The organism is Azospirillum brasilense (assembly GCF_003349955.1).
In the GTDB taxonomy this organism is placed as follows: domain Bacteria; phylum Pseudomonadota; class Alphaproteobacteria; order Azospirillales; family Azospirillaceae; genus Azospirillum; species Azospirillum brasilense_B.
This window is the reverse complement of record NZ_QLKQ01000042.1, coordinates 57,441-64,857: the sequence shown is the minus strand read 5'-3', so window position 1 is coordinate 64,857 and position 7,417 is coordinate 57,441. Positions and strand designations below refer to the sequence as shown.

The 7,417-nt window shown below is 65.9% G+C and carries 7 protein-coding genes; 3 read left to right on the top strand and 4 right to left on the bottom strand.

Annotated elements, in window-relative coordinates:
• A partial coding sequence (locus DXK32_RS32735; RefSeq protein ID WP_205215765.1) for a hypothetical protein occupies positions 1 to 438 on the top strand: 438 nt, incomplete at its 5' end.
• Between the two features lie 314 nt (positions 439 to 752).
• Here the strand turns inward: DXK32_RS32735 and uxuA are convergent.
• The 4 genes from uxuA to DXK32_RS32245 all read right to left on the bottom strand — a co-directional run bounded on the left by uxuA (position 753) and on the right by DXK32_RS32245 (position 5,460).
• Complete coding sequence (gene uxuA / locus DXK32_RS18825; protein WP_114859925.1) at positions 753 to 1,949, bottom strand: mannonate dehydratase; 1,197 nt, start codon at positions 1,947 to 1,949, stop codon at positions 753 to 755.
• Positions 1,950 to 2,021: 72 nt separating this feature from the next.
• On the bottom strand, positions 2,022 to 3,503 hold the full coding sequence (locus DXK32_RS18820) for a mannitol dehydrogenase family protein (RefSeq protein ID WP_114859924.1): 1,482 nt from the start codon (positions 3,501 to 3,503) through the stop codon (positions 2,022 to 2,024).
• Between the two features lie 21 nt (positions 3,504 to 3,524).
• A complete protein-coding gene (locus tag DXK32_RS18815) occupies positions 3,525 to 4,220 on the bottom strand; it encodes a GntR family transcriptional regulator (protein WP_247875109.1) in 696 nt (231 codons plus the stop codon).
• A gap of 244 nt (positions 4,221 to 4,464) precedes the next feature.
• Positions 4,465 to 5,460 (bottom strand): hypothetical protein, encoded by a 996-nt coding sequence (locus DXK32_RS32245; protein ID WP_162801245.1) that lies wholly within the window; start codon positions 5,458 to 5,460, stop codon positions 4,465 to 4,467.
• 372 nt (positions 5,461 to 5,832) lie between these two features.
• On the opposite strand from DXK32_RS32245, the gene DXK32_RS18805 reads away from it, so the two are divergent.
• Both DXK32_RS18805 and kduD read left to right on the top strand, forming a co-directional pair.
• Entirely contained in the window at positions 5,833 to 6,657 is an 825-nt protein-coding gene (locus DXK32_RS18805; RefSeq protein WP_114859921.1) for a GntR family transcriptional regulator, read from the top strand.
• Positions 6,654 to 7,412 carry a 2-dehydro-3-deoxy-D-gluconate 5-dehydrogenase KduD gene (gene kduD / locus DXK32_RS18800; protein ID WP_114859920.1) on the top strand — a complete coding sequence of 253 codons (759 nt, stop codon included), beginning with the start codon at positions 6,654 to 6,656 and terminating at the stop codon, positions 7,410 to 7,412. The genes DXK32_RS18805 and kduD overlap by 4 nt, the downstream gene beginning before the upstream one ends.
• Positions 7,413 to 7,417 lie beyond the last annotated feature (5 nt).

The following is a 7,417-nucleotide window of genomic DNA, read 5'->3' as shown; positions in this document are numbered from 1 at the left end:
TGCCGCCGTCGCGCTTCTCAGCGCCCCCGGCGTCGTGGGAGCCGGGTTATAGGCGCCTCGGCCAAACCCGGCAAGAGCTTTTTTCATCGCTCCGCATTTTTTCGGAAAGCGGCCCTATTCGGATCAGGCGCGGAGGGAAACGGCCCGTCGGCGAGAGGACGGCTGGGGCGCGAAGCCATCGTGCAGGAAGCGTTCGAGTTCGATCTCTTGGGCGCTCTTCGGCACCTGATCGATCGGACGAACATCGCAGCGCCCGTTCGCAGCGACCACGCGAAGAAGCATGGCGGCGGCGTATCGCGGATTCTGGCGGTTGCTCATCCCAATCACTTCCCTTGTCATCAGGGTGCGGACCCGCAAAGGGTCGACACCACAATCTTGATTTTAATTGATTGTGATGTTTTTGCCATAGCTTTTCGCTCGTCCGCCGAAAGAAAGTGACGAGGGCACTAAGCAATGGAAATTGTTGGAAAAACCATGCCTCAGGATAAATCCGGGGGGTGTGAGAAAAAGAAGACGGGACATTTCCAGGCCGCTTGCGGTGGATTTTATTCGAATGCAAACGACCTTTTGCCCGCCCTATCACTCCCGGAGCGGCATGACAGCATGCTTGGACGCGCGGCACGAAGCCGCAGGTTGGTGGCAACACCGGCCACGCCGGCGCAGAAGGCCGCACCGGACGCCCCGCTGCGGCACATCTCGCTTGAGAAAGGGGGAAGCGCCACCCGAGGCGTTCCCCTCCCCTCTTGAATGGATCAGACCGGAAGCTGGCGCATCGCGGCCACGGCGGTCATCACGCCGCGGATCTCCGCCAGACCGCGCAGACGCCCGATCGCCGGATAGCCGGGGTGGGTCTTCTTGCCCACGTCGTCCAGCAGCTCGTGCCCGTGGTCAGGGCGGAAGGGGATGCGCCAGTTCGGATTGCCGGCGTCCTTGCGGCGCTTCTGCTCCTCCAGGAGCGTGGTGACGACCGACACCATGTCGACATCGCCGCCCAGATGCTCGGCTTCCTGGAAGGAGCCGTCGGGGTCCTTCTTCACGTTGCGCAGATGGGCGAAGGTGACCTTCGGGGCGAAGCGCTTGATCATCGCCGGCACGTCGTTCTTCGCCCCGGCGCCGAGCGAGCCGGTGCAGAAGGTGATGCCGTTGGCCTCGGAATCGATGACGTTGACGATGAAGTCCAGGTCATCCTCGTTGCTGACGATGCGCGGCAGGCCCATCAGCGGACGGGGCGGGTCGTCGGGGTGGATGCACATGCGGATGCCCACCTCTTCCGCGGTCGGGATCACCTCGCGCAGGAAATTGGCCAGCGTCTCGCGCAGCGCGCCGTGGCTCATGTCCTTGTAGCGGTCGAGCATCTTGCGAAGGCCCGGGATGTCGTAGCGGTCGAAGGCGCCCGGCAGACCGGCCATGATGTTGGCGAGCAGCGTCTTCTTGTCGTCCTCCGACGCCTTGTCGAACCAGGCGCGGGCGCGCGCCAGCACCTCCGGCGAATGATCGTCCTCGGCGCCCGGACGTTCCAGCATGAAGACGTCGAAGGCGGCGTGCTCGAAGGCGTTGAAGCGCAGCGAGGTGCCGCCGCCCGGCACCGGAGCGGCGAGGTCGGTGCGGGTCCAGTCGAGGATCGGCATGAAGTTGTAGCAGACCGTCGTCACCCCGCAGGCCGCGAGGTTGCGCAGCGACTGGCGGTAGTTGTCAAACAGCGGGGTCAGGTCACCCTCGCCGATCTTGATGGACTCATGGATCGGCAGGCTTTCCACCACGCTCCAGCGCAGGCCGAGCGAGGGGTCGGCGGCGATCATCGCCTTGCGCTCCTCGATCTCCTCGACCGACCAGACCACGCCGTAGGGGATCTGGTGCAGGGCGGTGACGATGCCGGTGGCGCCGGTCTGACGGATGTGGTTGAGCCGGATCACATCGTCCGGGCCGAACCAACGCCAAGTCTGTTCCATGGTCTGCTCCTTAGAAGAAGAGTGCTGCGCCGATTTCGGCGTGTCTCGATGGGGTGTGTGGGGTGGAGCGGCTCAGCCCGCCGCCGGCGCGACCGATTGCACGACGGCGCGGGCGCCCTCGGCGTAGAGGCGACGCAGCGCGTCGGTCACGGCGGCGGTGAAGCGCGGGTCGCGCGGCAGGTCGTCGCCGAAGACGGCGGTCAGCCCGAACAGGGCGGGCGCCAGACGGTCGGCGTGCGGCCCCGCTTCCGCCGCCAGTTCGGTAAGCTTGGCGGCCATGGGGTCGCGCACGTCGATGGGGCGGCCGGCCTCATCTGTGCCGGAGACGTAGCGCATCCAGGCCGCCACCCCCAGCGCCAGCCGGTCGATCGGCGCCCCGGCGGCCAGCCGGTCGCGGATGGTGCCGAGCAGCCGCTGCGGCAGCTTCTGCGTGCCGTCCATGGCGATCTGCCAAGTGCGATGGCGCAGGGCGGGATTGCGGAAGCGCTCGATCAGCGCGTCCTTGTAATGGCCGAGGTCGGCACCGGGCGGCATGTGCAGCGTCGGGCCGGCCTCCTCGTCCATCAGGCCGCGGATCAGCCGGGCGAAGGCCGGGTCGGCCATGGTGTCCGACACCGTCTCGTAGCCGGCGAGGTAACCGAGATAGGCGAGCGTGGAGTGGCTGCCGTTCAGCAGGCGCAGCTTCATCGTCTCATAGGGATGGACGTCGGGGACCAGCTCCGCGCCCTCCAGCTCCCAGGCAGGGCGCCCGGTGGGGAAGCGGTCCTCGATCACCCACTGGCTGAACGGCTCGGTCACCACCGGCCAGGAGTCGCGCAGACCCAGCCCGTCCGACACGCGGTCGCGGTCGGCGTCGGTGGTGGCCGGCACGATGCGGTCCACCATGCTGTTCGGGCAGGCGACGTTCCCAGCAAACCATGTCCCCAGAGCGGGGTCGCGCAGCTCGGCGTAGCGGCGCAGCAGGCCCGCGGCGGTGTCGCCGTTGCTCGGCAGGTTGTCGCAGCTCAGCACCGTGAAGGGCTCGACCCCGGCGGCGCGGCGGCGGATCAGAGCCTCCACCAGGAAGCCGGGCACGCTGCGCGGGCTTTCCGGGTTGGCGAGGTCGTGGACGATGTCCGGATGGGCCTCGTTCAGCGCGCCGGTCGCCGGGTCGTGGCAATAGCCCTTCTCGGTCACGGTCAGGGTGACGATGCGGACGGAGGGGCGGGTCAGCAGGTCCAGCACCGCGGCGGGGTTCTCCGGAGCGACCAGCAGCTGGGTGACCGAGCCGATCACCCGCAGCCGCTCGCCGGCGGCGTCGCGCACCGCGACGGTGTAGAGGCCGCCCTGCGGCTCCAGCGCGTCGCGCGTGTCGGGGCTGCGCAGGCTGACCCCGGCGATCCCCCAGGGACCGAAGGACCGGGCCAGGGCGGCGTCGGTGTAGACGGCCTGATGGGCGCGGTGGAAGGCGCCGATGCCCAGATGGACGATTCCGGTGGTCAGCGCGGCACGGTCATAGCCGGGACGCTGCACGCCGGGGCGCATGGAGGGCAGCGTGTCGGGGCTCAGGCGCATGGAACACTCCGCATAAGGGCTTTACGTCTCGAAGAAGTGGCTGTTGGTTCGGGCGATCTCGTCCACCGCCGCGAAGACGGTGCGCAGATGGGCGCGCATGGCCTCCTCCGCCCCGTCGGGGTCGCGGGCGGCGACGCGGTCCACGATGCTCTGGTGCTCGCCGACGATCTTGGCCGCCCAGCCTTCGCTGTGCAGCGACAGGAAGCGCACGCGGTCGAGCTGCGCCTTGACGGCGACCAGCAGGTCCCACACCGCCGGACGCCCGGCGATGCGCGCCAGCTCGGCGTGGGTGGCCTCGTCCAGGGCGAAGAACTCGGAATGGCGGTCGGGGGACATCACCGCGCGGTGCGAGTCGAGAAGCCGGGTGAGCGAGGCGACGTCCGCCGCCTCCGCCCGTTCGGCGGCCAGACGCACGGTCCGGCATTCCAGGGTCTCGCGGATGAACTGGCTGTCGGACACCGCGGAGAGCTGGATCGGCGCCACGAAGGTGCCGACCTGCGGCACGATGCGCAGGAACCCCTCGTCGGCCAGCCGGCGGAAGGCCTCGCGCACCGGGGTGCGGCTGACGCCGTAGCGGGCGGCCACCCGGGTCTCCGAAATCCCCTCGCCGGGGCGGATCTCCCCCGACAGCACGGCGGCGCGCAGAGCGTCGTAGACCCCGTGCAGGCGGGGGCCGCGGATGTCGGTGGGGGTGGATGAGGTCGGCGAGTCGGTCATGGCGTCCATCGCGGCAACTTGCATACTAGTATGCCATTGCGAACGGAGGCTGGCAAGGGGGGTTCAGAAGGGGCGGAGCGCTACGGTGGGGCAATAAGAACTGAACGCAGGAGATACAATAGAACCTATGATAATTAATGGCAGTAGAAGTGAAATTGGCAGCATCATAAAATACGATTCACAACTATGAACCACCCCGAAGCAGACATGCCCAAGGCACTCAAATTTGGTCGACTAGCAGTTCCTAAAGGAGCTTACGAAGGGCGCGGATATCAGTCTCGAGATGCACGCCATAGCGAGTGTGCAGGCGGGCTTGACGAGCCAAGCTTGTGAACTGCTGCTCGGCAACGACGATGTCGGCGTAGGGAAGAACGGTACAAAATGTGCGCATGTCGCGCATGTCATTCAAAGTGACCGCACGCTCCTGCGCTTCAAGCTTCAGGGTGATCTCTCGCTCAATATAGAATGTTGGCGTATCGCGGATCACAGCCCGAAGAGTGGCACCCCCCTTGTCCCCAAGACACGTCCAGGGGAGGCCCAGGCTCCTGGCGATTGAAAGGATCTCGTCCTGCTGATCGATCGCCATGATTGCGCTATAAAGCCGGCGGCGCATCGAAATATTCTCACTTCTATGGCGCGCCCTGCGATCTTCGATGCGGACACGGAGATCCTCGCAACCCTCGGTAAAGCGACGAATCGCTTCCATACGCACGAACTCTGGCGTTTCCATAAGATAATTGAAAAGCGCCTCCTTCGGATGAGCCTTTATCCAGCTTAATGCCTTAGGAAATTCCCCCATCCCAAGACGCGGGTCATCAGCCTCGGTGGTAGCCTCTAGGAAAATGTCGGACAGAAACCAGAATGGATCGGGTTCTGACCTAGCAAGGCCGTAGAGTTCTGAAAGTACGCGCCCCACCTCGGTCTTCAATCGCTGACGATAGCCCCGAAAAACTTTTGATTCACTCAGAGCAGCCTGCGTGTATGCCAAGTGTAACCGTTGGTTATGACGATTGACTTTGTGTGTCTCGAAGATATTGGACGAAGTTAACGGAAGAATGATCTCGCCCGCGGCAACTTTCGAACAAAGCAACTCCAGAATGTCCCGAATCTCCGGATTGTCGGCCGGTGCGGTTGCAGCCCGCGCTAGGTCAATCCACTTGTTCTGATCCAAATAGAGGACCGTAGAGGCCCGGCCGTCGGAGCGGAGCGGGCGTAAGCATGAAAGGGCCGAATTGAGCATTAACAGGCTCCCTCTGCGCAGGCGACCTACACGGCATGGATCTGAATAAAATTGTAAACACTCCCATCGCTGATTAGAATATATTTGTTGATTCTCACCTGAATGCCGCCTGAGAGCGCTAGCAGATTAGTGCCCACATCTCCTCTACTAATTAAAGCTTGGAACTCAGTCATTTGGCAGAAAGCGCCTTTTTCATTCGCGTATAGCACCCACAAATCTCTCGCCGCGCCCATCCCCACCCCCGGAAAAATGTTCGCCCCGCCCTCAAAATCAGGCTTGCGCGCCACGCTGATATATTAATATGCTCTTCCTCAAGGAACAGCACGGAACGGCTCCGCATGGGGCACGGGCCGGCACTTGGGGAGGACTGCAATGGCTTCGACCTCCAGGCGCGCCCTGGACGCTCAACCGCCCGGAACCACTCCGGGGGCCGTGCCCGGCAAGGCGCTTGGAACCGCGAAGGAACCGCGCCTGTCCGCCCGCGCGACGGCCACCGCGGAGATCTACCGGTCGTTGCGCGGGGACATCGTCGCCATGCGGCGCAAGCCGGGGGAGCCCATTGTGGAGAAGCACGTTGCGGAGTCCTTCGGCGTCAGCCGCACCCCGGTGCGTGAGGCCCTGCTGCGGCTGGCCGACGACGGGCTGGTCGAAATCTTCCCGCAGTCCGGCACCTTCGTTGCCCGCATCCCGGTCGACGCCCTTCCCGAAGCGGTGGTGATCCGCACCTCGCTGGAATGCACCGCGGTCCGCTACGCCGCCGTCCGCGCCGCGCGCAGTCAGATCGCAGCGCTGCGGGCCAACATCCTGCTCCAGCAGGAGACGATGGCGGCGGGCGATCTCGACGGTTTCCACGAGGCCGACGAGGCGTTCCACAGCCTGATTTCCGAAATCGCCGGCTTCCCCGGCCTGTGGAACATGGCCCAGCAGGTGAAGATGCAGGTGGACCGCTACCGCCGCCTGACCCTGCCGGAGCCCGGCCGCATCCCGCATGTGCTGGCCGAGCACAGCGGCATCGTCGACGCCATCGCCGCGCGCGACCCGGCCGAGGCAGAGCGGCTGATGACGATCCATCTCGGCGCCCTGCTGGAGTCCGTCCCGAACACCCAGGGGGCCAACCCCTTCTTCTTCTCCGGCGCGCAGCCGGACAGCCCGCCGAAGACCCCGCCGAAGACGAAGACAGAAAGGACCCCGTCATGACCAACCCCTTCGACCTCTCCGGCAAGACCGCCCTGGTCACCGGCGGCAACGGCGGCATCGGGCAGGCCATCGCGGTCGCCCTGGCGCGGGCCGGCGCCGACATCGCGGTCGCCGGGCGCACCCCGCCGGACGAGACGCGCGCCCTGGTCGAGGGACTGGGCCGCCGCTTCGCCGCGATCCCCGCCGACCTGTCGAGCGTCGCCCCGATCCCCACGGTGATGGAGGAGACGGTGGGCACGCTTGGCGGGCTGGACATCCTGGTCAACAACGCCGGGCTGATCCGCCGCGACGACCCGCTGGACTTCACCGAGGCCGACTGGGACGCCGTCCTGGACGTGAACCTGAAGTCGGTCTTCTTCCTCTGCCAGGCCTTCGGGCGCTACGCGCTGGGCAACGGGCGGAAGGGCAAGATCATCAACATCGCCTCCATGCTGTCCTTCCAGGGCGGCATCCGCGTGCCTTCCTACGCGGCGTCGAAGAGCGGCATCGCCGGGATCACCCGGCTGCTCGCCAACGAATGGGCGAGCAAGGGCATCAACGTGAACGCCATCGCGCCGGGCTACGTCGCGACCAGCGTCACCAGCGCGCTGCGCGCCGACGAGCGCCGCAACGCCGAAATTCTGGCCCGCATCCCCGCCGGACGCTGGAGCGAGCCCGCCGACATGGGCGGTCCCGCGGTGTTCCTGGCCTCCGATGCGTCCGATTACGTCCACGGCACGATCCTGCCGGTGGACGGCGGCTGGCTCGCCCGCTGACGGGT

Coding starts and splice junctions, on each gene's coding strand:
- uxuA (WP_114859925.1), bottom strand. CDS start 1,949: ATGGAACAGACTTGGCGTTGGTTCGGCCCGGACGATGTGATCCGGCTC.
- DXK32_RS18820 (WP_114859924.1), bottom strand. CDS start 3,503: ATGCGCCTGAGCCCCGACACGCTGCCCTCCATGCGCCCCGGCGTGCAG.
- DXK32_RS18815 (WP_247875109.1), bottom strand. CDS start 4,220: ATGACCGACTCGCCGACCTCATCCACCCCCACCGACATCCGCGGCCCC.
- DXK32_RS32245 (WP_162801245.1), bottom strand. CDS start 5,460: ATGCTCAATTCGGCCCTTTCATGCTTACGCCCGCTCCGCTCCGACGGC.
- DXK32_RS18805 (WP_114859921.1), top strand. CDS start 5,833: ATGGCTTCGACCTCCAGGCGCGCCCTGGACGCTCAACCGCCCGGAACC.
- kduD (WP_114859920.1), top strand. CDS start 6,654: ATGACCAACCCCTTCGACCTCTCCGGCAAGACCGCCCTGGTCACCGGC.